General features: G+C 70.4%; 18 protein-coding genes. 17 read left to right on the forward strand and 1 reads right to left on the reverse strand.

Going from position 1 to position 22,301, the window contains the following annotated elements:
• The first annotated feature begins 169 nt into the window (after nt 1-169).
• The 13 genes from ACFZDA_RS23520 (at nt 170) to ACFZDA_RS23580 (ending at nt 14,329) form a co-directional block, all read left to right on the forward strand.
• On the forward strand, nt 170-1,690 hold the full coding sequence (locus ACFZDA_RS23520) for a UDP-N-acetylmuramoyl-L-alanyl-D-glutamate--2,6-diaminopimelate ligase (protein ID WP_391084851.1): 1,521 nt from the start codon (nt 170-172) through the stop codon (nt 1,688-1,690).
• Nucleotides 1,691-1,718: 28 nt separating this feature from the next.
• Nucleotides 1,719-3,134 (forward strand): UDP-N-acetylmuramoyl-tripeptide--D-alanyl-D-alanine ligase, encoded by a 1,416-nt coding sequence (murF, locus tag ACFZDA_RS23525; protein WP_391084854.1) that lies wholly within the window; start codon nt 1,719-1,721, stop codon nt 3,132-3,134.
• Complete coding sequence (gene mraY / locus ACFZDA_RS23530; protein WP_190904418.1) at nt 3,134-4,225, forward strand: phospho-N-acetylmuramoyl-pentapeptide-transferase; 1,092 nt, start codon at nt 3,134-3,136, stop codon at nt 4,223-4,225. The genes murF and mraY overlap by 1 nt, the downstream gene beginning before the upstream one ends.
• Complete coding sequence (murD, locus tag ACFZDA_RS23535; RefSeq protein ID WP_391084857.1) at nt 4,207-5,658, forward strand: UDP-N-acetylmuramoyl-L-alanine--D-glutamate ligase; 1,452 nt, start codon at nt 4,207-4,209, stop codon at nt 5,656-5,658. The genes mraY and murD overlap by 19 nt, the downstream gene beginning before the upstream one ends.
• 132 nt (nt 5,659-5,790) lie before the next feature.
• Nucleotides 5,791-7,155, forward strand: coding sequence for a putative lipid II flippase FtsW (gene ftsW / locus ACFZDA_RS23540; protein WP_391084861.1), 1,365 nt, complete (start codon nt 5,791-5,793; stop codon nt 7,153-7,155).
• 6 nt (nt 7,156-7,161) lie between these two features.
• Nucleotides 7,162-8,259: an undecaprenyldiphospho-muramoylpentapeptide beta-N-acetylglucosaminyltransferase gene (gene murG / locus ACFZDA_RS23545; protein WP_391084864.1), complete on the forward strand. Its 1,098-nt coding sequence runs from the start codon at nt 7,162-7,164 to the stop codon at nt 8,257-8,259.
• Nucleotides 8,260-8,285: 26 nt separating this feature from the next.
• The gene (locus ACFZDA_RS23550; RefSeq protein ID WP_391084867.1) at nt 8,286-9,080 is read left to right on the forward strand and encodes an FtsQ-type POTRA domain-containing protein; all 795 of its coding nucleotides are present in this window, start codon (nt 8,286-8,288) and stop codon (nt 9,078-9,080) included.
• 288 nt (nt 9,081-9,368) lie between these two features.
• Complete coding sequence (gene ftsZ, locus ACFZDA_RS23555) at nt 9,369-10,562, forward strand: cell division protein FtsZ (RefSeq protein ID WP_391084870.1); 1,194 nt, start codon at nt 9,369-9,371, stop codon at nt 10,560-10,562.
• Nucleotides 10,563-10,572: 10 nt separating this feature from the next.
• Nucleotides 10,573-11,304, forward strand: coding sequence for a peptidoglycan editing factor PgeF (gene pgeF / locus ACFZDA_RS23560; protein ID WP_391084874.1), 732 nt, complete (start codon nt 10,573-10,575; stop codon nt 11,302-11,304).
• 6 nt (nt 11,305-11,310) lie between these two features.
• Complete coding sequence (locus ACFZDA_RS23565; RefSeq protein ID WP_391084877.1) at nt 11,311-12,030, forward strand: YggS family pyridoxal phosphate-dependent enzyme; 720 nt, start codon at nt 11,311-11,313, stop codon at nt 12,028-12,030.
• 129 nt (nt 12,031-12,159) lie between these two features.
• Entirely contained in the window at nt 12,160-12,801 is a 642-nt protein-coding gene (locus ACFZDA_RS23570) for a cell division protein SepF (RefSeq protein WP_010039366.1), read from the forward strand.
• A gap of 59 nt (nt 12,802-12,860) precedes the next feature.
• Nucleotides 12,861-13,145, forward strand: coding sequence for a YggT family protein (locus tag ACFZDA_RS23575; RefSeq protein ID WP_391084880.1), 285 nt, complete (start codon nt 12,861-12,863; stop codon nt 13,143-13,145).
• Nucleotides 13,146-13,198: 53 nt separating this feature from the next.
• Nucleotides 13,199-14,329 carry a DivIVA domain-containing protein gene (locus tag ACFZDA_RS23580; RefSeq protein ID WP_338777624.1) on the forward strand — a complete coding sequence of 377 codons (1,131 nt, stop codon included), beginning with the start codon at nt 13,199-13,201 and terminating at the stop codon, nt 14,327-14,329.
• A 218-nt stretch (nt 14,330-14,547) separates the two neighbouring features.
• Here ACFZDA_RS23580 and ileS read toward each other — a convergent pair whose 3' ends face one another.
• Entirely contained in the window at nt 14,548-17,691 is a 3,144-nt protein-coding gene (ileS, locus tag ACFZDA_RS23585) for an isoleucine--tRNA ligase (protein ID WP_391084885.1), read from the reverse strand.
• 1,120 nt (nt 17,692-18,811) lie between these two features.
• Between ileS and ACFZDA_RS23590 the strand changes: the two genes are divergently transcribed.
• The 4 genes from ACFZDA_RS23590 to ACFZDA_RS23605 all read left to right on the forward strand — a co-directional run bounded on the left by ACFZDA_RS23590 (nt 18,812) and on the right by ACFZDA_RS23605 (nt 22,195).
• On the forward strand, nt 18,812-19,990 hold the full coding sequence (locus tag ACFZDA_RS23590; protein ID WP_391085714.1) for a TraR/DksA C4-type zinc finger protein: 1,179 nt from the start codon (nt 18,812-18,814) through the stop codon (nt 19,988-19,990).
• Between the two features lie 89 nt (nt 19,991-20,079).
• Nucleotides 20,080-20,697, forward strand: a complete 618-nt coding sequence (gene lspA / locus ACFZDA_RS23595; protein ID WP_391084888.1) for a signal peptidase II — start codon at nt 20,080-20,082, stop codon at nt 20,695-20,697.
• A gap of 86 nt (nt 20,698-20,783) precedes the next feature.
• The gene (locus tag ACFZDA_RS23600; RefSeq protein WP_391084891.1) at nt 20,784-21,728 is read left to right on the forward strand and encodes an RluA family pseudouridine synthase; all 945 of its coding nucleotides are present in this window, start codon (nt 20,784-20,786) and stop codon (nt 21,726-21,728) included.
• Entirely contained in the window at nt 21,725-22,195 is a 471-nt protein-coding gene (locus ACFZDA_RS23605; protein WP_391084894.1) for a GNAT family N-acetyltransferase, read from the forward strand. The genes ACFZDA_RS23600 and ACFZDA_RS23605 overlap by 4 nt, the downstream gene beginning before the upstream one ends.
• The last annotated feature ends 106 nt before the right edge of the window (nt 22,196-22,301 follow it).

Consider the following 22,301-nt stretch of genomic DNA (forward strand, 5'->3'; position numbering starts at 1 on the left):
CACCGAGCACCACCGAGCCACCAGGACCGCAGCCGTGACAACGATCACCCCCGATCCCGGGAACCAGAGCTCCCCCCGCCCCTCACTTCGCCCGCAGGCGGGTACGCCCGGTACGCTCACCGCCGTGCCACACGCTGATCAGTCCCAAACCACCCAGAAGGGCCATCCCGTGACATACCCCGGGCCGCCCAGGCCGGCGCAGGTCTCCGCCACACCCCTCGCGGAACTGGCCGACCAGCTGGGTGCTCCAGCGCCGGAGGGCGCCGCCGACGTCACGGGCATCACCCACGATTCACGCGCCGTGCGCCCCGGCGACCTGTACGCCGCCCTCCCGGGCGCCCGCGTGCACGGCGCCGACTTCGTCGAGCAGGCCGCGAGCCTCGGAGCGGCCGCCGTGCTGACCGACCCCACCGGCGCCGAGCGCGCCGCCGCCTCCGGGCTGCCGGTCCTGGTCGTCGACACCCCCCGCGGCCGGATGGGCGAGCTGGCCGCCACGATCTACGGCCACCCCGGCCGGGACCTGCTCCAGATCGGCATCACCGGCACCTCCGGCAAGACCACCACCGCCTACCTCGTCGAGGGCGGCCTGAAGACGGTCAGGTCCACCGGCCTGATCGGAACGGTCGAGATGCGCATCGGCGACGAGCGCATCAAGTCCGAGCGCACCACGCCCGAAGCCACCGACCTCCAGGCCCTGTTCGCCGTCATGCGCGAACGCGGCGTCGAGGCGGTCGCCATGGAGGTGTCCAGCCACGCCCTGGTCCTCGGCCGCGTCGACGGCTGCGTCTTCGACATCGGCGTCTTCACCAACCTCAGCCCGGAACACATGGAGTTCCACTCCGGCATGGAGGACTACTTCCGGGCCAAGGCACAGCTGTTCACGCCGGAACGCGGCAAACTCGGCGTGGTCAACGTCGACGACGAGTACGGCCGCAGGCTGGCGAACGAGGCCACCGTCCCGGTCGTCACCTACTCCGCCGAGGGCCACCCCGACGCCGACTGGCGCGCCGAGGACGTCGAGGTCGGCCGTCTCGACTCGACGTTCACCGTCGTCGGACCCAAGGGCGAGCGGATCAGCGCCAAGTCGCCGCTGCCGGGCCCCTTCAACGTGGCCAACACCCTCGCCGCGATCGTCGCCCTCGCCGTCGCCGGTCTCGACCCGCAGGCCGCCGCCGACGGTGTCGCCGCCGTACCCGGCGTACCGGGCCGCCTGGAGCGCGTGGACGCCGGACAGCCGTACCTCGCCGTCGTCGACTACGCGCACAAGACCGACGCCGTCGAGTCCGTGCTGCGCGCCCTGCGCAAGGTCACCGAGGGCAAGCTGCACATCGTCCTCGGCTGCGGCGGCGACCGGGACAAGACCAAGCGCGAGCCCATGGGGGCCGCTGCGGCCCGGCTCGCCGACACCGCCGTACTGACCTCCGACAACCCCCGCTCCGAGGACCCCCTCGCGATCCTCGCCACGATGCTCCAGGGCGCGGCCTCCGTGCCCGCGCACGAGCGCGGCGAGGTGCAGGTCTTCGAGGACCGGGCCGCCGCGATCGCCGCCGCAGTCGCCCGCGCCGAGCCGGGCGACACCGTGCTGGTCGCGGGCAAGGGCCACGAGCAGGGCCAGGACATCGCCGGGGTGGTCCGTCCCTTCGACGACCGCCAGGTGCTTCGCGAAGCCATTCAGAAGACCCAGGGATGAATTCCCGCATGATCCAGGGGATGAACTTGTGATCGCCCTCTCCCTCGCCGAGATCGCAGAAGTCGTCGGCGGGCAGACGTACGACATACCGGATCCGGCCGTCCAGGTCACCGGCCCGGTCGTCCGGGACTCCCGCGAGGCGGGGCCGGGCAGCCTGTTCGTGGCCTTCGCCGGTGAGCGCGTGGACGGCCACGACTTCGCGGCGGCGGTCGTCGAGTCGGGAGCGGTGGCCGTGCTCGGCACCCGGCCCGTCGGCGTGCCCGCGATCGTCGTGGACGACGTCCAGGCCGCCCTCGGCGCGCTCGCCCGGCACGTCGTACAGCGCCTCGGTGCCACGCTCGTCGCCCTCACCGGCTCGGCGGGCAAGACCAGCACCAAGGACCTCATCGCGCAGGTGCTCCAGCGCAAGGCGCCGACGGTGTTCACGCCCGGCTCGCTCAACAACGAGATCGGCCTGCCCCTGACCGCGCTCAGCGCCACCGAGGAGACCCGGTTCCTCGTCCTGGAGATGGGCGCTCGCGGCATCGGGCACATCTCCTACCTCACGAGTCTGACGCCCCCGAAGATCGGCCTCGTGCTCAACGTCGGCAGCGCCCACATCGGCGAGTTCGGCGGCCGGGAGCAGATCGCCCAGGCCAAGGGGGAACTGGTCGAGTCCCTGCCGTCGGAGGCCGACGGCGGGACGGCCGTCCTCAACGCGGACGACCCCTACGTCCGGGCCATGGCCACCCGTACGAAGGCGAAGGTGATCCTTTTCGGAGAGTCCGGCGAAGCGGACGTGTCGGCTGAGAACGTGCGACTCACGGACACCGGACAGCCCTCGTTCAGGCTTCACACACCCTCCGGTGCAAGCGATGTGACCATGCGCCTGTACGGTGAGCACCACGTGTCGAACGCGCTCGCCGCGGCCGCCGTCGCCCACGAGTTGGGCATGTCCGCAGACGAGATCGCCGTCGCGCTCTCCGAGGCGGGCTCCCTCTCCCGCTGGCGGATGGAGGTCACCGAGCGCCCGGACGGCGTGACGGTCGTCAACGACGCCTACAACGCGAACCCCGAGTCCATGAAGGCCGCGCTGCGCGCGCTGGTGGCCATCGGCAAGGGGCGTCGTACGTGGGCGGTGCTCGGCCAGATGGCCGAGCTCGGGGACGAGGCTCTCGCCGAGCACGACGCGGTCGGACGGCTCGCCGTCCGGCTCAACGTCAGCAAGCTCGTCGCGGTCGGTGGCAGGGAAGCCGCCTGGCTGCAACTGGGCGCATATAACGAGGGTTCGTGGGGTGAGGAGTCGGTGCACGTGTCCGACGCACAGGCGGCGGTCGACCTGTTGCGCAGCGAGTTGCGCCCGGGAGACGTCGTACTCGTGAAGGCGTCCCGTTCGGTCGGCCTCGAGCGCGTTGCCCAGGCGCTGCTCGAGACCGGTGCCGAGGGTGAGGTTTCCGCCCGATGATGAAGCAGATCCTGTTCGCGGGAGTCATTGGCCTCTTCCTGACGCTGGTCGGCACCCCGCTGCTGATCAAGCTCCTCGCGCGCAAGGGCTACGGCCAGTACATCCGCGACGACGGCCCGCGTGAGCACGCCAGCAAGCGCGGGACGCCGACCATGGGCGGTATCGCCTTCATCCTGGCGACGGTCGCCGCGTACTTCCTGGCCAAGGTGATCACGGGCTATCTCGACCCGGACGTCGACGCGGCGCCGACCTTCTCCGGACTGCTGGTGCTCGGCCTGATGGTCGGCATGGGCCTGGTCGGCTTCCTCGACGACTACATCAAGATCGTCAAGCGGCGTTCGCTGGGTCTGCGGGCCAAGGCGAAGATGGCCGGCCAGCTGATCGTCGGCATCGCCTTCGCGGTGCTCTCGCTGCAGTTCGCGGACAACCGCGGCAACACCCCCGCCTCCACGAAGCTGTCGTTCATCACGGACTTCGGCTGGACGATCGGACCCGTGCTGTTCGTGGTCTGGGCGCTGTTCATGATCCTCGCGATGTCGAACGGCGTGAACCTGACCGACGGTCTGGACGGTCTGGCCACCGGCGCCTCCGTGCTCGTCTTCGGCGCCTACACCTTCATCGGCGTCTGGCAGTTCCAGGAGTCCTGCGCCAACGCGCAGACGCTGACCAACCCGGGCGCGTGCTACGAGGTGCGCGACCCGCTCGACCTCGCGGTGGTGGCCTCCGCACTGATGGGCGCCTGCCTGGGCTTCCTGTGGTGGAACACCTCACCGGCCAAGATCTTCATGGGCGACACCGGTTCGCTCGCGCTCGGCGGTGTGCTCGCCGGCCTCGCGATCTGCTCACGCACCGAGCTGCTGATGGCCATCCTCGGCGGCCTGTTCGTCCTGATCACCATGTCCGTGGTGATCCAGGTCGGCTCCTTCCGCCTCACCGGCAAGCGCGTCTTCCGGATGGCGCCACTTCAGCACCACTTCGAACTCAAGGGCTGGTCCGAAGTGCTCGTCGTGGTCCGCTTCTGGATCATTCAGGGCATTTGTGTGATTGTCGGACTGGGCCTCTTCTACGCAGGATGGGCAGCGGACAAGTGACCTCCCCGGAGCCCTTCGACTTCCAGGGCAAGCACGTCACCGTCGCGGGGCTCGGCGTCTCCGGCGTCCCGGCGGCCAAGGTGCTGCACGGCCTCGGCGCGATCGTCACGGCCGTCAACGACGGCGCCGACGAGCGAGCCCGGGCGCAGGCCGCCGAGCTGGAGGCGCTCGGCATCACCGTGCGCCTCGGTGACGGCGACACCCTGCCCGAGGGCACCGAGCTGATCGTCACCGCGCCCGGCTGGAAGCCCGACAAGCCGCTGTTCGCGGCGGCCGAGCGGGCGAGCGTCCCCGTCTGGGGCGACGTCGAACTGGCCTGGCGCCTGCGCGGGCCCGACGCGGCCCCGTGGCTCGCCGTCACGGGCACCAACGGCAAGACCACCACCGTCCAGATGCTCGCCTCGATCCTGAAGGCCGCGGGTCTGCGCACGGCCGCCGTCGGCAACATCGGCGTCTCCCTGCTGGACGCCGTGCTCGGCGAGGAGCAGTACGACGTGCTGGCCGTGGAGCTGTCCAGCTACCAGCTGCACTGGGCGCCGTCGCTGCGCGCCCACTCGGCCGCCGTGCTCAACCTCGCCCCCGACCACCTCGACTGGCACGGCTCCATGGAGGCGTACGCCGCCGACAAGGGCCGTATCTACGAGGGCAATCGCGTCGCCTGCGTCTACAACGCCGATGCCACCGACAAGCCGTCCACCGAGGACCTCGTCCGCGAGGCCGACGTCGAGGAGGGCTGCCGGGCCGTCGGATTCACCCTCGGCACCCCCGCGCCCTCCCAACTCGGCGTCGTGGAGGGCATCCTCGTCGACCGCGCCTTCGTCGAGAACCGGCAGAAGAACGCCCAGGAGCTCGCCGAGGTCGCCGACGTCAGGCCGCCGGCCCCGCACAACATCGCCAACGCCCTCGCGGCGGCGGCCCTCGCGCGGGCCTACGGCGTGCCCGCCAAGGCCGTACGGGACGGCCTGCGGGCGTTCACCCCGGACGCCCATCGCATCGCGCACGTGGCCGACGTGGACGGGGTCGCGTACGTCGACGACTCCAAGGCCACCAACACCCACGCCGCACAAGCCTCGTTGGCGGCCTACGAGTCGATCGTGTGGATCGCGGGCGGGCTCGCCAAGGGCGCCACCTTCGACGAGCTGGTCGCCACGTCGGCGCCCCGGCTGCGCGGGGCCGTGCTGATCGGCGCGGACCGCGCGCTGATCAGCGAAGCCCTGGCGCGACACGCCCCCGAGGTACCCGTCGTCGACCTCGACCGGACCGACACTGGGGCGATGCGCGCGGCGGTCCAGGAGGCGCGGCGGCTCGCTCAGGCCGGTGACACGGTGTTGCTGGCTCCGGCCTGCGCCTCCATGGACATGTTCGCCAACTACAACAAGCGCGGGGACGCTTTCGCGGACGCCGTTCGCGAGCTCGGCTCCGCCGACGGCTGACCCGGGTCCGCCTCGCCCGGCGGCGCCGGGCGTATCTGGGAGGGACACGTGACACGGATGTGGCTGGTGCCCGAGCGGCCGGGGAAGGTTCGCAGCGGAACGTTCCCCTCCGGCAAGGCGGGGTGAGCGGCGATGCCCACCAGCCGCACCGGACGGCCTCCCGTCCCCCGCGCTCCCAAGCGCCCCGCCGCGCCCCGGCTCGCCCGCGAGAACCGCGTCCTGGCCTTCTACCGCCGTGCGCGCAGGGGCTGGGACCGGCCGCTGACCGCCTACTACCTCATCTTCGGCGGCAGTCTGCTGATCACCGTGCTGGGCCTGGTGATGGTCTACTCGGCGTCCCAGATCACCGCGCTCCAGATGTCGCTGCCGGGCTCGTACTTCTTCCGCAAGCAGCTGCTGGCCGCCGTGATCGGCGCCGGGCTGCTGTTCGTCGCCTCGCGGATGCCGGTGAAGCTGCACCGGGCCCTGGCCTACCCGATCCTCGCCGGCGCCGTCTTCCTCATGGTCCTGGTACAGATCCCCGGGATAGGAGTGTCGGTCAACGGCAACCAGAACTGGATCGCGGTCGGCGGCTCCTTCCAGATCCAGCCCAGCGAGTTCGGCAAGCTCGCGCTCGTGCTGTGGGGCGCCGACCTGCTCGCCCGCAAGCAGGACAAGAAGCTGCTGAACCAGTGGAAGCACATGCTGGTCCCGCTCGTGCCGGCCGCCTTCATGCTGCTCGGGCTGATCATGATCGGCGGCGACATGGGCACCGCGATCATTCTCACGGCCATCCTGTTCGGCCTGCTCTGGCTGGCCGGGGCGCCCACGCGCCTGTTCGCCGGAGTGCTGTCGATCGCCGCCGTACTCGGCCTGATCCTGATCAAGACCAGCGCGAACCGCATGGCACGCCTGCAGTGCCTCGGCGCCACCGAACCCCAGTCGGGACCGGTCGACTGCTGGCAGGCCGTGCACGGCATCTACGCCCTCGCCTCCGGCGGAATCTTCGGCTCCGGACTGGGTGCGAGTGTGGAGAAATGGGGCCAACTCCCCGAAGCCCACACCGACTTCATCTTCGCCGTCACCGGTGAGGAACTGGGCCTGGCGGGGACGCTGTCGGTACTCGCCCTCTTCGCGGCTCTAGGCTATGCGGGTATCCGCGTGGCCGGACGCACGGAGGACCCCTTCGTGAGGTATGCCGCGGGAGGCGTGACCACCTGGATCACGGCCCAGGCCGTGATCAACATCGGTGCGGTGCTCGGTCTGCTGCCGATCGCCGGCGTCCCCCTCCCGCTGTTCTCCTACGGGGGATCCGCCCTGCTGCCGACCATGTTCGCCATCGGGCTGCTGATCGCCTTCGCGCGCGACGAGCCCGCTGCGCGGGCAGCGCTTGCGATGCGGCAACCCCGCTTTGGTAGAAAACGGGGGGCTGGGGGAACCGGTTCCGGCCGGAGCCCCCGGAGATGGAACACGATGCGACGGCGCGCCTCGGCGGCGCGTTCGTCCGGAGAGCGGTGAATTTCGGTGCATGTCGTACTCGCCGGCGGAGGAACCGCGGGCCACATCGAGCCCGCGCTCGCCCTCGCGGACGCCCTGCGCAGGCAGGATCCGACCGTGGGCATCACGGCCCTGGGCACGGAGCGGGGCCTGGAGACCCGTCTCGTACCCGAGCGCGGGTACGAACTCGCGCTGATCCCCGCCGTCCCGCTGCCCCGCAAGCCCACCCCCGAGCTGATCACCGTCCCGGGCCGGCTGCGCGGGACGATCAAGGCGACCGAGCAGATCCTGGAGCGCACCAAGGCGGACGCCGTGGTCGGCTTCGGCGGCTACGTCGCCCTGCCCGGCTACCTCGCGGCCAAGCGCCTGGGCGTGCCGATCGTCATCCACGAGGCCAACGCCCGCCCGGGCCTGGCCAACAAGATCGGCTCGCGGTACGCCAGCCAGGTCGCCGTCTCCACGCCGGACAGCAAGCTGCGCAACTCCCGCTACATCGGCATCCCGCTGCGCCGCTCCATCGCCACCCTGGACCGGGCCGCCGTACGCCCCGAGGCCCGCGCCGCGTTCGGGCTCGACCCCAACCTGCCCACGCTGCTGGTCTCCGGCGGCTCCCAGGGCGCCCGCCGCCTCAACGAGGTCGTGCAGACGGTCGCGCCCTGGCTCCAGCAGGCCGGAATCCAGATCCTGCACGCGGTCGGCCCGAAGAACGAACTGCCGCAGGTCCAGCAGATGCCGGGAATGCCCCCCTACATCCCGGTAAGTTACCTGGACCGGATGGACCTCGCGTACGCCGCGGCCGACATGATGCTCTGCCGCGCGGGCGCGATGACCGTCGCCGAGCTGTCCGCCGTCGGGCTCCCCGCCGCCTATGTCCCGCTGCCCATCGGCAACGGCGAGCAGCGGCTCAACGCCCAGCCGGTGGTCAAGGCCGGCGGCGGCCTGCTGGTCGACGACGCGGAGCTGACCCCCGAGTGGGTCCAGCAGAACGTGCTGCCCGTGCTCGCCGACCCGCACCGGCTGTACCAGATGTCCCGCGCCGCCGCCGAGTTCGGCCGCCGGGACGCCGACGACCTGCTCGTCGGCATGGTGTACGAGGCGATCGCCGCGGCTCGTGCACACCGCTAGGACCGTATGACGGAAGGCAGGGGAGCGTGGCCGGATCGACCACCGCCGAGCGCGGTGAACGCCAGCGGGAGTCGTCCGGCCCGCCGCCCGTCAGGCGTCTGAGGCGACGTCACCTTCGTGTGATCGTCATCCTGGGACTCGCCCTGGTCTTCCTCGGCATCCCGACGGTCTGGCTGTTCTACGGCTCCGACTGGCTGCGCGCCGAGCACGTGTCCGTGTCGGGGACACGGGTCCTGACTCCGGATCAGGTCGAGGCGGCCGCCGACGTCCCCCTGGGGAAGCCGCTGATTTCCGTCGACACCGATGCGATCGAGACGCGACTGCGGCAAAAATTGCCCCGAATTGACTCGGTTGACGTGGTCCGTTCCTGGCCCCATGGAATCGACCTGAAAGTGGTTGAGCGGACTCCGGTTCTAGTGGTCCAAAAGGCCGGAAAGTTCGTCGAAGTGGACGATGAAGGTGTCCGTTTCGCCACGGTTTCCGAGGCGCCGAAAGGCGTGCCCGCGCTGGAATTGACGCTCTCCCGGTCCAGCTCCGCCGCCGCGAGCCTGCGCCGCTTCGGCGAGGCCCGGCTGGTGCGCGAGGCGGTGGGCGTCGCCCGTGCCGTCCCGGCCGCCGTCGCACGCGACACACGGACCGTCAAGGTCCGTTCCTACGACGACATCTCGCTGGAGTTGAAGGACGGCCGCACGGTCGCCTGGGGAAGCAGCGAGAAGGGTGCCGCGAAGGCCCGTACGCTCACGGCCCTGATGAAAGCCTCGCCCGGTGCCCGGTACTTCGACGTGAGCGTTCCCACCGCCCCCGCGTCATCAGGGAGTTGACGCACATCCGCGCAGGCCAGCACCCTGGTTGGGCAGTGCTACGGCTGATCACATAGGGTGAAAAGAAAAACGGGAGGTTCGGCGTGTTCGTTGAAGGAGCGCCACTTGTCGACTTAGTGTCCTGTTCAGAAGACTCCAAGGAACAGACACACTGGTAACCCTAAACTTCAGGGTTAGGGTTCGGGTCGGCGATACGGACCGTCCCATTCGGCATCAGTCGTCGAGTCGCGGGGCGCAGCGCGCCACGGTGATTCGGCGACACGTAACTCGAGGCGAGAGGCCTTCGACGTGGCAGCACCGCAGAACTACCTCGCAGTCATCAAAGTCATCGGTGTCGGCGGCGGTGGTGTCAATGCCATCAACCGGATGATCGAGGTCGGTCTCAAGGGCGTCGAGTTCATCGCCATCAACACCGACGCGCAAGCTCTGTTGATGAGCGACGCCGACGTCAAGCTGGACGTCGGCCGTGAACTCACCCGCGGACTCGGCGCCGGAGCCAACCCGGCCGTGGGCCGCAAGGCCGCCGAGGATCACCGCGAGGAGATCGAGGAGGTCCTCAAGGGGGCCGACATGGTCTTCGTGACAGCCGGTGAAGGCGGCGGCACCGGCACCGGCGGCGCGCCCGTCGTGGCCAACATCGCCCGCTCGCTCGGTGCCCTCACCATCGGTGTGGTCACGCGCCCGTTCACCTTCGAGGGGCGGCGCCGCGCGAACCAGGCCGAGGACGGCATCGCGGAGCTCCGCGAAGAGGTCGACACCCTCATCGTCATTCCGAACGACCGGCTGCTGTCCATCTCGGACCGCCAGGTCTCGGTGCTGGACGCCTTCAAGTCGGCCGACCAGGTCCTGCTCTCCGGTGTCCAGGGCATCACCGACCTCATCACCACCCCCGGACTGATCAACCTCGACTTCGCCGACGTCAAGTCGGTCATGTCCGAGGCCGGCTCGGCTCTCATGGGCATCGGCTCCGCCCGCGGCGACGACCGCGCGGTGGCCGCCGCCGAGATGGCGATCTCCTCGCCGCTGCTGGAGGCGTCCATCGACGGCGCCCGCGGTGTGCTGCTCTCCATCTCCGGTGGCTCGGACCTCGGTCTGTTCGAGATCAACGAGGCCGCCCAGCTGGTGAGCGAGGCCGCCCACCCCGAGGCCAACATCATCTTCGGCGCGGTGATCGACGACGCCCTCGGCGACGAGGTCCGGGTCACCGTGATCGCGGCCGGCTTCGACGGCGGCCAGCCCCCGGCCCGCCGGGAGAACGTGATCGGCTCCACCTCGGCCAAGCGCGAGGAGCCGGCACCGGCGCGGCAGACCGAGAGCCGCCCGTCCTTCGGTTCGCTCGGCAGCGTGACCCCGAAGGAGGACCCGGAGCCCGCGCCGAAGCCGGTCGAGGACATCCCGGTCGCCCCGCCGGTCCCGCCGGCGCCGCGGACCTACTCGGACAGCGCGGCCGAGGAACTGGACGTACCGGACTTCCTCAAGTGATCCTTCTGACGTGATAGGACAGCGCGAAAGCGTGAGCGGCGCCCACTTCGCCTTCACCGACCGGTGGGGCGGGGTGAGCGCCGCTCCGTATGAGGAGCTCAATCTCGGCGGCGCGGTCGGTGACGACCCGGACGCCGTACGCACCAACCGCGAACTGGCCGCCAAGTCCCTGGGCGTCGAGCCGGACCGGGTGGTCTGGATGAACCAGGTGCACGGGGCCGACGTGGCGGTGGTGGACGGGCCGTGGGGATCTTCGCCCGGGATCCCGTCGGTCGACGCGATCGTCACGACGCGGCGGGGGCTCGCCCTCGCCGTGCTCACCGCCGACTGTGTGCCGGTGCTGCTCGCCGACCCCGTCGCCGGAATCGCCGCCGCGGCCCACGCGGGCCGGCCCGGCATGATCGCCGGAGTCGTCCCGGCCGCGCTACGCGCGATGACGGAGCTGGGCGCCGAGCCCTCCCGGATCGTCGCCCGCACCGGGCCCACCGTCTGCGGCCGGTGTTACGAAGTGCCCGAGGCGATGCGCGCCGAGGTGTCCGCCGTCGAGCCGGCGGCATACGCCGAGACGAGTTGGGGCACGCCGGCGGTCGACGTGAGCGCCGGAGTGCACGCACAACTGGACCGGCTCGGAGTGCGTGACCGGGCGCAATCGCCGGTGTGCACGCTGGAGTCGGACGATCACTTCTCGTACCGCCGCGACCGCACCACCGGTCGGCTCGCGGGCTATGTGTGGCTGGACTGATAGGGCATGACGGACCGCAAGGATGAACTCGCCGCGAATCTGGCGAAAGTGGAACGGCGCATCGCCGACGCGTGCGCGGCCGCGGGGCGGGGGCGCGACGAGGTGACCCTGATCGTGGTCACCAAGACCTATCCCGCGACCGACGTGCGGACCCTCGCGGAACTCGGCGTGCGGCACGTCGCCGAGAACCGCGACCAGGACGCGGCGCCGAAAGCCGCCGCATGTATGGATCTGCCCCTTACTTGGCATTTTGTGGGTCAACTCCAGACCAACAAGGTGCGATCCGTGGTCGGATACGCGGACTTCGTGCAGTCCGTCGATCGTTCCAAGCTCGTCACAGCTCTGTCGAAGGAGGCCGTCCGCGCCGGGCGGGAGCTGGGGTGCCTCATCCAGGTCGCACTCGACGCCGGCGAGAGCGAGCGGGGTGAGCGGGGAGGCGTCGCACCCGCCGGGGTCGAGGAGTTGGCCGACCTCGTCGCGCGGGCGCCGGGGCTGCGGCTCGGTGGGCTGATGACCGTCGCGCCGCTCACCGGTGAGTACGCGGGTCGCGAACAGGCGGCGTTCGGGCGGTTGATGGATTTGTCGACTGACCTGCGCCGGAGTCATCCGGCTGCCACCATGGTCTCGGCAGGGATGAGTGCGGACCTCGAACAGGCCGTGGCGGCCGGAGCGACACATGTGCGCGTCGGCAGCGCGGTACTCGGAGTCCGCCCCAGGCTCGGGTAACGTCGCCAAGAAGTCGGACCACAGCAGAAAATATGGTCATTGCCGCCGAAAGGCGGATTCAAGGACCTCGTGGATCGCGGGCACTTGGCAGTCGTCAGCCGATCCACCACAGAGCGGAGGACTCAGAGCATGGCCGGCGCGATGCGCAAGATGGCGGTCTACCTCGGCCTCGTGGAGGACGATGGGTACGACGGCCGCGGATTTGACCCCGACGACGACTTCGAACCCGAACTGGACCCGGAACCCGAGCGGGACCACCGACGGCACGAGCCGTCCCACCAGCCACACGGCTCACATCAGCCCCAAAGGGACGAAGAGGTACGAGTCGTACAGCCGTCCGCACCTCGTGAACCGGCCGCCCGTTCCGCTTCGCTACCCGCGGAATCCGGCCGCCCGGCGCGTATCGCGCCCGTGGCATCCATCACACAAGAACGCGCAAGTCTGGAGAAGAACGCACCGGTGATCATGCCCAAGGTCGTGTCCGAACGAGAGCCTTACCGGATCACCACGCTCCACCCACGGACCTACAACGAGGCCCGTACCATCGGGGAACACTTCCGTGAAGGCACTCCGGTGATCATGAATCTGACTGAGATGGATGACACAGACGCGAAGCGACTTGTCGACTTTGCGGCTGGTTTGGTGTTTGGTCTTCACGGCAGTATCGAGCGGGTGACGCAGAAGGTGTTCCTGTTGTCGCCTGCTAACGTCGATGTCACGGCGGAGGACAAGGCCCGCATCGCAGAGGGCGGGTTCTTCAACCAGAGCTGAGACGTAACACCGGAAGCAGCAGCAACAGCAGGGCACAGGGGAGAGGGAAGCAACAGGTCATGAGCGTGGTTTTGGATGTCGTCTACATCGCGCTGATGTGCTTCCTCGTCGTGCTCATCTTCCGGCTGGTCATGGACTACGTCTTCCAGTTCGCCCGCTCATGGCAACCAGGCAAGCCGATGGTGGTCGTACTGGAGGCCACCTACACTGTCACGGATCCACCGCTCAAGCTTCTGCGGCGGTTCATTCCGCCGCTGCGTCTCGGGGGCGTGGCGCTCGACCTGTCCTTCTTCGTGCTGATGATCATCGTCTACATCCTGATCTCGATCGTGAGCCGGCTGTGAGCGATGTGAACTACGGTCTTGCCGAATGCCGACGACTACGTTGAGGTGAAGAGATGCCGTTGACCCCCGAGGACGTGCGGAACAAGCAGTTCACGACCGTCCGCCTCCGAGAAGGCTATGACGAGGACGAGGTCGATGCCTTCCTCGACGAGGTCGAAGCCGAACTGACCCGCCTGCTCCGCGAGAACGAGGATCTGCGCGCCAAGCTGGCCGCGGCCACGCGCGCTGCTGCCCAGAACCAGCAGAACATGCGCAAGCCTCCGGAGCAGCAGCAGGATCAGCAGCAGCAACAGCAGCAGCAGGGCATGCGCGGTCCTGGTGGTCCCGTACCCGCCGGCATATCGGGCCCGCCGCAGCAGCAGATGGGTGGCCCCATGGGTGGTCCGCCCCAGCTGCCGAGCGGTGCCCCGCAGCTGCCCGCCGGTCCCGGCGGTCAGGGTGGCCCGCAGGGTCCCGGCCCGATGGGCCAGGGTCCGGGCGGTCCGGGCCCGATGGGCCAGCCCCCCATGCAGCAGCAGATGGGTGGTCCGATGGGCGGCCCCATGGGCGGTCCGATGGGCGGCCCCGGTCAAGGAGGCCCCGGTGGCGACAGCGCCGCCCGTGTCCTCTCGCTGGCCCAGCAGACCGCCGACCAGGCGATCGCCGAGGCCCGTTCCGAAGCCAACAAGATCGTCGGCGAGGCGCGTTCGCGTGCCGAGGGTCTGGAGCGTGACGCCCGTGCCAAGGCCGATGCCCTGGAGCGGGACGCGCAGGAGAAGCACCGCGTCGCGATGGGCTCCCTGGAGTCCGCCCGCGCCACGCTGGAGCGCAAGGTCGAGGACCTGCGCGGCTTCGAGCGCGAGTACCGCACGCGCCTGAAGTCGTACCTGGAGTCGCAGCTGCGTCAGCTGGAGACCCAGGCCGACGACTCGCTGGCCCCGCCGCGCACTCCGGCGACCGCGTCCCTGCCGCCGTCCCCGGCGCCTTCCATGGCACCGGCCGGCGCGAGCGCCCCGTCGTACGGCGGTGGCAACCAGACGATGGGCGGCGGTCCCTCGCCGTCCGGTCCGTCCTACGGCGGCCAGCAGCAGATGTCCCCGGCGATGACCCAGCCGATGGCGCCGGTGCGTCCGCAGGGCCCCTCGCCGATGGGTCAGGCGCCCTCGCCCATGCGGGGCTTCCTGATCGACGAGGATGACAACTGACGGCCTGATGGCCAGTAGTACGGCGTAGACGTCGGCAGCGTTCAGGGCGGGGCCCCGGGTTGAACCCGGGGCCCCGCCTTTTGCCGCACGCGCCGCCTCTTTGTCGCACGAGCCGCCCCTTTGCCACACGCGTTCGTGCGCACACAACGCCGAAGGCCCGGTCCCGCCAAGATTTTTGGCGGGACCGGGCCTTCGGTCCGTGGCTTACCCCCTGTGGGTTACGCCTTGCGCAGGCGGAACGTCAGCGTCAGCCCCTCGTCCGTGAACGGGTCCCCGTAGCTGTCGTCCGCGTCGCCCTGGGCGAAGTCGGTCGCCAGGACCTCGTCGGCGATCAGGCCGGCGTGGTCGGTGAGGGCCGCGACCGTCGCCGGGTCCGTGGCGGTCCAGCGCAGTGCGATGCGGTCGGCCACGTCGAGGCCGCTGTTCTTGCGGGCCTCCTGGATCAGGCGGATCGCGTCACGGGCCAGGCCCGCACGGCGGAGCCCCTCGGTGATCTCCAGGTCCAGGGCGACCGTCGCGCCCGCGTCGGACGCCACGGACCAGCCCTCGCGCGGCGTCTCCGTGATGATCACCTCGTCGGGAGCCAGCGTGATGGTCTCGCCGTCGACCTCGACCGACGCCGTGCCCTCGCGCAGGGCCAGGGACAGCGCGGCCGCGTCCGCGTTGGCGACGGCCTTGGCCACGTCCTGGACGCGCTTGCCGAACCGCTTGCCCAGCGCGCGGAAGTTGGCCTTCGCCGTGGTGTCCACCAGGGAGCCGCCGACCTCGCTCAGCGTCGCCAGGGCCTCGACGTTCAGCTCCTCCGTGATCTGCGTGCGCAGTTCGGAGTCCAGCGTCTCGAAGCCCGTCGCCGCGATCAGGGCGCGGGACAGCGGCTGACGGGTCTTGACGCCCGACTCCGCGCGCGTGGCACGGCCCAGCTCCACGAGCCGGCGCACCAGCACCATCTGCTTCGACAGCTCCGGGTCGATGGCGCCGAGGTCCGCCTCCGGCCAGGAGGACAGGTGGACCGACTCCGGGGCGCCCGGGGTGACCGGAACGATCAGGTCCTGCCACACCCGCTCGGTGATGAACGGAGTCAGCGGGGCCATCAGCTGCGTCACCGTCTCGACGACCTCGTGCAGTGTGCGCAGCGCGGCCTTGTCGCCCTGCCAGAAGCGGCGGCGGGAGCGGCGCACGTACCAGTTCGACAGGTCGTCGACGAACGCGGACAGCAGCCTGCCGGCGCGCTGGGTGTCATAGGCGTCGAGGGCCTGGGTGACCTGGTCGGTGAGCGCGTGCAGTTCGGACAGCAGCCAGCGGTCCAGGACCGGACGGTCCGCCGGGGCCGGGTCGGCCTCGGACGGGGCCCAGCCCGTCGTACGGGCGTAGAGGGCCTGGAAGGCGACCGTGTTCCAGTACGTGAGGAGCGTCTTGCGGACGACCTCCTGGATCGTGCCGTGGCCCACGCGGCGGGCCGCCCAGGGCGAGCCGCCGGCCGCCATGAACCAGCGGACCGCGTCCGCGCCGTGCCGGTCCATGAGCGGGATCGGCTCCAGGGTGTTGCCCAGGTGCTTGGACATCTTGCGGCCGTCCTCGGCGAGGATGTGGCCGAGGCAGACCACGTTCTCGTAGCTGGACTTGTCGAAGACCAGCGTGCCGACCGCCATCAGTGTGTAGAACCAGCCGCGGGTCTGGTCGATGGCCTCGCAGATGAACTGCGCCGGGTACCGGGCCTCGAACAGGTCCTTGTTCTTGTACGGGTAGCCCCACTGCGCGAACGGCATCGAACCCGAGTCGTACCAGGCGTCGATGACCTCGGGCACGCGCGTGGCCGTCTTGCCGCAGCCGTCCTGCGGGCAGGCGAAGGTGACCTCGTCGATGAACGGGCGGTGCGGGTCCAGGTCCGACTGGTCGGTGCCGGTCAGCTCGGTCAGCTCGGTGCGGGAGCCGACGCAGGTGAGGTGGTCGTCCTCGCAGCGCCAGATCGGCAGCGGCGTGCCCCAGTAGCGGTTGCGGGACAGCGCCCAGTCGATGTTGTTGTTCAGCCAGTCGCCGTACCGGCCGTTCTTGACCGTGTCCGGGAACCAGTTGGTGTTCTCGTTCTCCGCGAGGAGGCGGTCCTTGACCTCCGTGGTGCGGATGTACCAGGAGGGCTGCGCGTAGTAGAGCAGCGCGGTGTGGCAGCGCCAGCAGTGCGGGTAGCTGTGCTCGTACGGGATGTGCTTGAAGAGCAGGCCGCGCTGCTGGAGGTCCTCGGTGAGCTTTTCGTCTGCCTTCTTGAAGAAGACGCCGCCGACCAGGGGGACGTCCTCCTCGAAGGTGCCGTCCGGGCGGACCGGGTTCACGACGGGCAGGCCGTACGCGCGGCAGACCTTGAGGTCGTCCTCACCGAAGGCGGGGGACTGGTGGACCAGACCCGTACCGTCCTCGGTGGTGACGTACTCGGCGTTGACGACGAAGTGCGCCGGCTCCGGGAACTCGACGAGCTCGAACGGGCGCCGGTACGTCCAGCGCTCCATCTCGGCGCCCGTGAACGTCCGGCCGGTGGTCTCCCAGCCCTCGCCTAGGGCCTTGGCCACGAGCGGCTCGGCGACGACGAGCTTTTCCTCGCCGTTCGTCGCGACCACGTAGGTGACCTCGGGGTGCGCGGCGACCGCGGTGTTGGAGACCAGCGTCCAGGGCGTGGTCGTCCACACCAGGAGCGCGGCCTCGTCGGCCAGCGGGCCGGAGGTGAGCGGGAAGCGGACGAAGACCGACGGGTCGACGACCGTCTCGTAGCCCTGCGCCAGCTCGTGGTCCGACAGGCCCGTGCCGCAGCGGGGGCACCAGGGGGCGACGCGGTGGTCCTGGGACAGCAGGCCCTTGTTGAAGATCTCCTTGAGCGACCACCAGACCGACTCGATGTACTCGGGGTCCATGGTGCGGTAGGGCTCGGTGAGGTCGGTCCAGTAGCCCATGCGGGTCGTGAGCTCTTCGAAGGCGTCCGTGTGCCGGGTCACCGACTCGCGGCACTTCGCGTTGAACTCGGCGATGCCGTACGCCTCGATGTCCTGCTTGCCGGAGAAGCCGAGCTCCTTCTCCACGGCGAGCTCCACCGGGAGGCCGTGGCAGTCCCAGCCGGCCTTGCGGGCCACGTGGTAGCCGCGCATGGTGCGGAAGCGGGGGAAGACGTCCTTGAAGACGCGGGCCTCGATGTGGTGGGCACCGGGCATGCCGTTGGCGGTGGGCGGGCCCTCGTAGAACACCCATTCGGGGCGGCCCTCGGACTGCTCCAGGCTCTTGGCGAAGATCTTCTGCTCGCGCCAGAAGTCGAGCACGGCGTGCTCGAGGGCGGGCAGGTCGACCTGGGCGGGCACCTGGCGGTACGTCGGCGATGTCATCAGCGGGCTTCCTCCGGCGGACTTGCTGCCTTCCGTCCGGAGGGACGAGAGCTACGTCTGTGCCTGCGCCGACTTCGGCGCGCTCCCGCGGTACCACCCTCCTTGGCCCTCCGGCGCGGGGTGTGCGCCGAGGAGCCCCCTCATTGGGGTCGCGATGCCGGTTCTACTGGCCGCCGCGCTCGGCGGCGGTTTTCTTCCGGCGGCTCCGGGGTGATCTTCACGTCGCGCTCGCCCCCGGGCTTCCACCGTCCCCGGGTCGCTCTGGGCTGCGTACGCCGCTACTCGTCCCCATCCACGCTTTTCGCTCCGCCCAGTGTACGGCGCCGGGGGACAGCGGCCGACCGCTTTTCGGGGCGGGCGGGGACAGAGGGGCGTAAGGGGCGGCTTTGTTGGCGGCGTATGGGTTTGATGACCTGAATGGAGTGGTATGGGTGTTCGGATCCCGGGACGTCCGGCTCGGCGGATTACCGGACGGGGAGCTGGGCACAACGGATGCAGGTTCGCTGCGCGGCGTGCGCGAGGCGGGCGAATCGGGCGGTGTGCCCCGTTGCCGCGGGACTCAAGTCGATTTATCGTCCCAGCACGATTCGCGAGCAAGATCACAATATGTGAAGGGGCCGCGGCCATGGTGGCGAAGAAGACCGCCGTACAGCAGCCGGCGTCCGGCAGGTCCGCGGAGGCCTCCGGCGGTGCGGCCAAGGACCTGGGCGGGAAGAAGACCACGCAGGGGGGCTCGGCGGGGCGGGCGGCGAAGGGGGCGGCCGGGAAGGCGACGGAGGGGACGAAGGCGGCTGTCAAGAAGACCAAGGCGACCGTCAAGAGGGTGACGGCCAAGAAGGCCGTGGCCGAGGAAGCGGTGGCCAGGGCCGGGAAGGCCGTGACCAAGAAGGCGGCGACGGAGCCTCCGGCGGGGAAGGCGGCGACCAAACCTCCGGTGGAGGAGGCGGCGGCTGAGAAGAAGGGGACGGTTGAGGAGGCGGCTGCCAAGGGGGTGGCTGCCAGGAAGACGGCGGTCAGGAAGACGACGGCCAGGAAAACGGCGGCCGAGGGGGCGGTCGAGGCGGCCGAGACGGCACCGGCGAAGAAGGCCCCGGCAGGGAAGGCAGCTGCCAAGGGAGCGGTGGCCAGGAGGACGGCGGTCGAGGCCGCGGTCGAGAAGGCGCCGGCGAAGAAGGCGGCTGCCAAGGAGGCGGCGGTCCGGAAGACGGCGGTCCGCAGGACTGCGGGCAAGAAGACGGCAGGCAAGGCCGCGGGCGAGAGAGCATCGGCCAAGAAGACGGCGTCCAAGGAGGCGGCGGCTGGGGCTGCGGTCGAGAAGGCCCCGGCCAGGAAGGCGGCGTCCAAGGAGGCCCCGGCCAAGGCTGCGGCCGAGAAGGCTACGTCCAGGAAGGCGGCGGCCGAGGAAACGGGGGCCAAGGCTGCGGCCAAGAAGGTCCCGGGCAGGGAGGCGGTGGCCGAGAAGGCTCCGTCCGGGAAGACGGCTGCCAAGGCCCCGGCCAAGAAGGCTCCGGGCAGGAAGGCGGCGGCCAAGGAGACCGCAGCCAAGGCCCCGGGCAAGAAAGCGGTAGCCGAGGAGGCGGCGGTGAAGAAGGCTGCTGTCGCAAGGGCGAAGGCTGCCAAGGCCGGTGCCGCGGAGAAGGCCGGTGCCGGGAAGAAGGGCGTCGAGGCCGAGGGCGTTCGCGCCGGAGGCGAGAGCACCACCAAGGGCGCTGTCGGGAAGGGCGCAGCCCGGACCGGCGCGGTCACACAGGACACGGCCGGGAGCAGCACGGCCAAGAAGGCGGGCGCGGCAAAGGCCGCGCAGCAGACGGGAGCGACGACCGTGGGTGCGAAGAAGACTCCTGGCGCGGCGACGGCGGCCAAGACCGCTGTTCCGAAGGCACGGGCGGCAGCGGCGGAGCCCGGTGAGCTCGCGGTCCGCCCGGGCGAGGACCCCTGGACGGAGGCGGAGGTCGAGGAGGCGCGCGCCGAGCTGACGTCCGAGGAGATCCGGCTGCGTGAGGAGATCACGTCGTCGGAGCGGTCGCTCGTCGGTCTGATGCGGGACTCCGGGGACGGCGCGGGCGACGACCAGGCGGACACCGGCACCAAGAACATCACCCGTGAGCACGAGCTGGCCCTGGCCGCCAACGCGCGCGAGATGCTCGTCCAGACCGAGCGCGCCCTGGAACGCCTGCACGCGGGCACCTACGGCCTGTGCGAGAACTGCGGCAATCCCATCGGCAAGGCCCGCATGCAGGCCTTCCCCCGGGCGACCCTGTGCGTGGAGTGCAAGCAGAAGCAGGAGCGCCGGTACTGACCGGCCGCCGAATGCCTCCTGAGCACGTGGGACGCCCGGCCTGTGCCGTACCCTCGTCCTCAGTCAGGCACCTAGGTTGAGGGACTCACGTGGCAGAGGCGGAGCGCATCATCGGTACGCCGGACACACCGGACGCGACCGGCAACGGGCGGGAGCGCCCCGACGAGGCGACGGCCGCCGGGGCGTCCGGCGCGGACGAGCCGGCGGCCGGGCGGCCCCGGGGCAAGCGCCGGATCGCGGTGCTGTTCGCGGTCGCCACGTTCGCGTACGCCCTCGACCTGATCAGCAAGATGATCGTGGTGGCCAAGCTGGAGCACCACCCGCCCATCGAGATCATCGGGGACTGGCTGAAGTTCGAGGCGATCCGCAACGCGGGCGCGGCCTTCGGCTTCGGCGAGGCCTTCACGGTGATCTTCACCGTGATCGCGACGGCGGTGATCGTGGTGATCGCCCGGCTGGCCCGCAAGCTCTACAGCCTGCCCTGGGCGATCGCGCTCGGCCTGCTGCTCGGCGGTGCGCTGGGCAACCTCACCGACCGGATCTTCCGGGCACCGGGTGTGTTCGAGGGCGCGGTCGTGGACTTCATCGCGCCCAAGCACTTCGCCGTCTTCAACCTGGCCGACTCGGCGATCGTGTGCGGCGGCATCCTGATCGTGCTGCTGTCGTTCCGGGGGCTCGACCCCGACGGGACCGTCCACAAGGACTGAGCCCCCGGGGGGCCCGCGAGAGGCCCGCGAGGGGTTTTCCACAGGCTCCGTACGGGGCTGTCGGACCCGTCCGGCATACTCGACGGGTGAGCACGATTCCCGAGATCCGTACCCTGCCCGTGCCCGACGGCCTGGAGGGCGAGCGCGTCGACGCCGCCATCTCCCGCATGTTCGGCTTCTCCCGGACGAAGGCGGCCGAGCTCGCCGCCGCGGGGAAGGTCGCGGTCGACGGATCGGTGGTCGGCAAGTCGGAGCGGGTGCGCGGCGGCGCCTGGCTGGAGGTCGAGATGCCGCAGGCGCCCGCGCCGGTGCAGGTGGTGGCGGAGCCGGTCGAGGGCATGGAGATCGTGCATGACGACGATGACGTGGTCGTGATCGTCAAGCCGGTGGGCGTGGCCGCGCACCCGTCGCCGGGCTGGACCGGCCCGACCGTCATCGGAGGCCTGGCCGCCGCCGGGTACCGCATCTCCACCTCCGGCGCCGCGGAGCGCCAGGGCATCGTGCACCGGCTCGACGTCGGCACGTCCGGGCTGATGGTGGTCGCCAAGTCGGAGTACGCGTACACGTCGCTCAAGCGCCAGTTCAAGGAGCGCACGGTCGACAAGCGGTACCACACCCTCGTCCAGGGCCACCCCGACCCGACCAGCGGCACCATCGACGCCCCCATCGGCCGCCACCCGCAGCACGACTACAAGTGGGCGGTCACCGCCGAGGGCAAGCCGTCCGTCACGCACTACGACCTGATCGAGGCCTTCCGCGCGGCGTCCCTGCTCGACGTGAAGCTGGAGACCGGCCGCACGCACCAGATCCGCGTCCACATGGCCGCCCACCGGCACCCCTGCGTCGGCGACCTGACGTACGGCGCCGACCCGACGCTCGCCAAGCGGCTCCATCTGACCCGCCAGTGGCTTCATGCGGTGCGGCTCGGCTTCGAACACCCCGGGGACGGGCAGTGGGTGGAGTTCGCGTGCGACTACCCGGAGGACCTGCAGAAGGCCCTGGACCAGGTCCGGGAGGAGACCTACGCATGAGCGTCCCCTCGTACGTGGTGCGCGTCGCCGAGGGCCCGGCCGACCGCGAGGCGTGCTTCGCGGTGCGCAAGGAGGTGTTCGTCGGCGAGCAGGGCGTGCCGGAGGACATCGAGTACGACGCGTACGACCCGGGGGCCGTCCATGTGCTGGCGGTCCGTGAGGACGGCGTGCCGCTCGGGACGGGGCGGCTGTTGCTCGGGGAGGCGGCCGTGGCGCAGACCGGAGCCGACCCGTCCGTGGGCTCTCTCGGCCGGCTCGCCGTGGCCGCCCACGCGCGCGGACTCGGTGTCGGCGCCGCTCTGGTGCGGGCCGTCGAGGACGCGGCACGCGCGCGTGGTCTCGCGGCCGTGGACCTGCACGCGCAGACGCACGCGCTGGGCTTCTACGAGCGGCTCGGCTACGAGCCGTACGGGCCGGAGTACGTGGAAGCGGGCATTCCACACCAGGGCATGCGGCGTTCGCTCTAGTGGGCATGCGGCGTTCGCTCCAGCGAGGACGCGGCGTTCGCTTTGGCCCGTCATGACGGATGCCGAAACGGTTTGTCCCCGGAGTTGCGTGGCAGGCTTGAGGTCA

This window comes from Streptomyces sp. NPDC007991 (assembly GCF_042958445.1).
GTDB lineage: Bacteria > Actinomycetota > Actinomycetes > Streptomycetales > Streptomycetaceae > Streptomyces.

Bases quoted from the DNA above. Each gene is read 5' to 3' on its own strand.
- mraY (WP_190904418.1), top strand. From the start codon at position 3,134: ATGAAGCAGATCCTGTTCGCGGGAGTCATTGGCCTCTTCCTGACGCTG.
- murD (WP_391084857.1), top strand. From the start codon at position 4,207: ATGGGCAGCGGACAAGTGACCTCCCCGGAGCCCTTCGACTTCCAGGGC.
- ftsW (WP_391084861.1), top strand. From the start codon at position 5,791: ATGCCCACCAGCCGCACCGGACGGCCTCCCGTCCCCCGCGCTCCCAAG.
- ACFZDA_RS23565 (WP_391084877.1), top strand. From the start codon at position 11,311: ATGACGGACCGCAAGGATGAACTCGCCGCGAATCTGGCGAAAGTGGAA.
- ACFZDA_RS23570 (WP_010039366.1), top strand. From the start codon at position 12,160: ATGGCCGGCGCGATGCGCAAGATGGCGGTCTACCTCGGCCTCGTGGAG.
- ACFZDA_RS23575 (WP_391084880.1), top strand. From the start codon at position 12,861: ATGAGCGTGGTTTTGGATGTCGTCTACATCGCGCTGATGTGCTTCCTC.
- ACFZDA_RS23580 (WP_338777624.1), top strand. From the start codon at position 13,199: ATGCCGTTGACCCCCGAGGACGTGCGGAACAAGCAGTTCACGACCGTC.
- ileS (WP_391084885.1), bottom strand. From the start codon at position 17,691: ATGACATCGCCGACGTACCGCCAGGTGCCCGCCCAGGTCGACCTGCCC.
- ACFZDA_RS23605 (WP_391084894.1), top strand. From the start codon at position 21,725: ATGAGCGTCCCCTCGTACGTGGTGCGCGTCGCCGAGGGCCCGGCCGAC.